Annotated in this window: 2 protein-coding genes; both read left to right on the forward strand. The window is 42.6% G+C overall.

Annotated features, from left to right (window positions below; all coding sequences use genetic code 11):
* Positions 1–676 precede the first annotated feature (676 nt).
* The gene (locus tag F6K20_RS34845) at positions 677–1945 is read left to right on the forward strand and encodes a tetratricopeptide repeat protein (protein ID WP_008189714.1); all 1269 of its coding nucleotides are present in this window, start codon (positions 677–679) and stop codon (positions 1943–1945) included.
* Positions 1918–2280 (forward strand): hypothetical protein (locus F6K20_RS34850; protein ID WP_287297857.1); only part of this gene is annotated, 363 nt, incomplete at its 3' end. The genes F6K20_RS34845 and F6K20_RS34850, both read left to right, overlap by 28 nt.

Genomic DNA, 2280 nt, shown 5'->3' on the forward strand with positions numbered 1-2280 from the left:
CCTTTTTGATTCGATACTTTTACGTAGATTAAGATAGGAGTTTGCCAGGGTTGCCCCCTGGCAAATCAGGAATTGTGAAGGATGTTTGGTGAAGGAGGATGAAGCAACATGAAGCAAAATGAGTTGGAATGTTATTGCTTTTCAGCAGTTGCTGACTAACTCGGGAATCATGCCATAATTGAGATCTGAAATTATCCATTTTGAGCTGTACTTGTGGAACCTTCAAGTACAGATTCGGTCAAGGATTGGGGTTAACCCAAACTTGACCGATTTTTTTTTAGGGAGTCGGGAGTCGGGAGTCGGGAGCGGTGCGACCCGTGGCGAATTTAATTCTTAATGGGTCAAGGGCACCGAGGGAGTCGGGAGTGTGGGGAGGGTGGGAAGTGTAACGTCTATGTTAACGGTTGTTATTACTTAGCCTGCGCCCTACAATAAAAAGCGGGAACAAAAAAATGTGAGCCAGCTGCAATTACCCCTAGATCAGGTAATCAGCTATCAGCTATCAGCGTGTCGCGTATCAGCTGATGCCCTTGGCTGACGGCTGACGGCTGACTGCTGAATGCTTACAGTCAAGCTTTTCGAGCTTAGTAGTACAAATCTATAAAATCAACTATATAACTATATAAGCTGCAATAACAATTAAGTTTAATTTTTGCTTCTTTGACCCACAAAGTAAATGACTAATCCTCCCTTAGATGAGGCTCTCAAGACTTACGAAATAGCCCTTGAACACCTTGAAGATTCAGCATCACCGATGTCTGAAAAGCAAATTATCGTGGTTTTAAATGCTAGGGATTTTGTTCAGGCTGTTGGTCAGGCACAAGTTTACCCTTCTTATCACCAACAAAAAAAGCTTGTTGCCTTGGATGTGCGCCTCAAACAAAATGCTTGGCAGATCAGCAAAGTTATTGATTTTGCCAGCTGGCGAACTAGTTTGGAACCCCCAGACACAGCTTGGTGGTGGCATTTAGAAACAGAAGCGGAGCTTGCCCGCTGGCAATGGTGGGATTGGTTATGGCGAGGATTGAGCATTGCTGGCTGGACGGCGAATCTTGGCTTGTTAATCGACCTTCTGCCTCGTTTTTTGATAGCAGGCACTGGATTTGCGGGAGCAGTAGCAATTGCTTTTCCCAGTCTTTTGACCGTATTACAAGGGATCAGCGAACTAACGGAAACCGGACAAGAAGGATTTGATAAATTATTAATCCGACTGGGTATTCCCAAGCATTTTCATGCGGAAGCCCAGCTCGGGGCGACGGAGTTATTACTGGTAATCTTACTAGGTTTTCACTTTTATCTGCCCAATTTTTCTAATTTCTCCAATAAAAGAGGTTTTGAAAAGTATAACCAAGGTCAACTAGCCAGTGCTGAAGCCCACTATCAGCAAGCGTTAGCCCTTAATCCTGATAATGTCAAAGCTCACTACAACTTAGCTTTTGTTTACGAAGATTTACAACAGTTTGATAAAGCCAGAACTCAATACCAATTCGCCGTAAAAGGCGGTTTTGTCAAAGCCTATAACAACTTAGGTCGCTTGCATATTCTGAACAACAAACCATCTTTAGCTATACCCCTACTCTTAAAAGGTTTAGCCAAGGCTGAGCAAGCCAGTATCAAAGTTAAATACGACCTGATGAAAAACTTGGGTTGGGCAAGGCTTAAGCAACAGCGCTGGTATGAAGCGGAGAAATTTATCCTGGGTGCTGTTTCTCTAGGAAGTAGTCAAGAAGGTAGTAAACGAATCTCTAATCGCGGTTCAGCCCACTGCTTATTAGCTCAGGTTTATCAAGGACAAAACCAGAAAACCAAAGCCCTGAACCAGTGGCAAAAATGTTGTCAATTCGGCTCAAGTGCTAATCCTGATGAGGATCTGTGGCTGGGCTTAGCTCATAAAAAATTAAAGGAGGACAATCAATCATGTGGTCAAAACAATCGAAAACCTTAATTGGCCTAAATGTCACAACACTCTTCCATGACCATAATTACAACAAAACTATCAAGAAATATCCTATACATAGTATAACAAGCAGAAATGACGAGTTGAAACGAAATAATCTACTCATCTGCCACAAACCTGGGCCTCTTGAAATCGACTGGATTTGTTCCTCTGACTCAGATTCAGATACAAAACAAGAAAAGTCCACCCCGTCTAATGCAACATACATGTCTTTCGACGATATTGAAGCATCTCTACCAAACCAACCCAATTTAACTCAATCTGAGATAGATGAATTGGACCAACAAATGATGGATGACTGTCTACGCGGATATGATGAATCA

Origin of the sequence: Moorena sp. SIO2C4, assembly GCF_010672485.1 — a bacterium.
In the GTDB taxonomy this organism is placed as follows: domain Bacteria; phylum Cyanobacteriota; class Cyanobacteriia; order Cyanobacteriales; family Coleofasciculaceae; genus Moorena; species Moorena producens.